1 protein-coding gene is annotated in these 235 nt (G+C 66.4%); it reads left to right on the top strand.

The genetic code is table 11. From position 1 onward, the window contains the following. Window positions 1-235: hypothetical protein (locus KVS69_RS20630; protein WP_217540212.1), on the top strand; the 235-nt coding region annotated here is incomplete at both ends.

Raw genomic sequence — 235 nt, 5'->3', positions numbered from 1 at the left:
GCCTGATCGACATTTCCGACCGCGGCCTGATGCGCCCCTACTGGACCTTCGACTGGTGCCTGCCGGCGGCACTGATCTCCTGGCTCTGGTGGCGGTCCTTCCTGCACGAAGGCATGCCGTACGGCTCGCGGGTCGGCGGGCTCTTCTACATCCGCATGGCGATGCTGGGGGTCTTCAACTGGCTAGTGCCGTTGATCCTTGCAGGCCTCCTCTGCGCCCTCCTCGGCATCGGGCG

Origin of the sequence: Stenotrophomonas sp. GbtcB23 (assembly GCF_019091045.1) — a bacterium.
In the GTDB taxonomy this organism is placed as follows: domain Bacteria; phylum Pseudomonadota; class Gammaproteobacteria; order Xanthomonadales; family Xanthomonadaceae; genus Stenotrophomonas; species Stenotrophomonas rhizophila_A.
The sequence above is the reverse complement of the archived record's forward strand: the minus strand, read 5'-3'. Positions and strand labels throughout refer to the sequence as shown.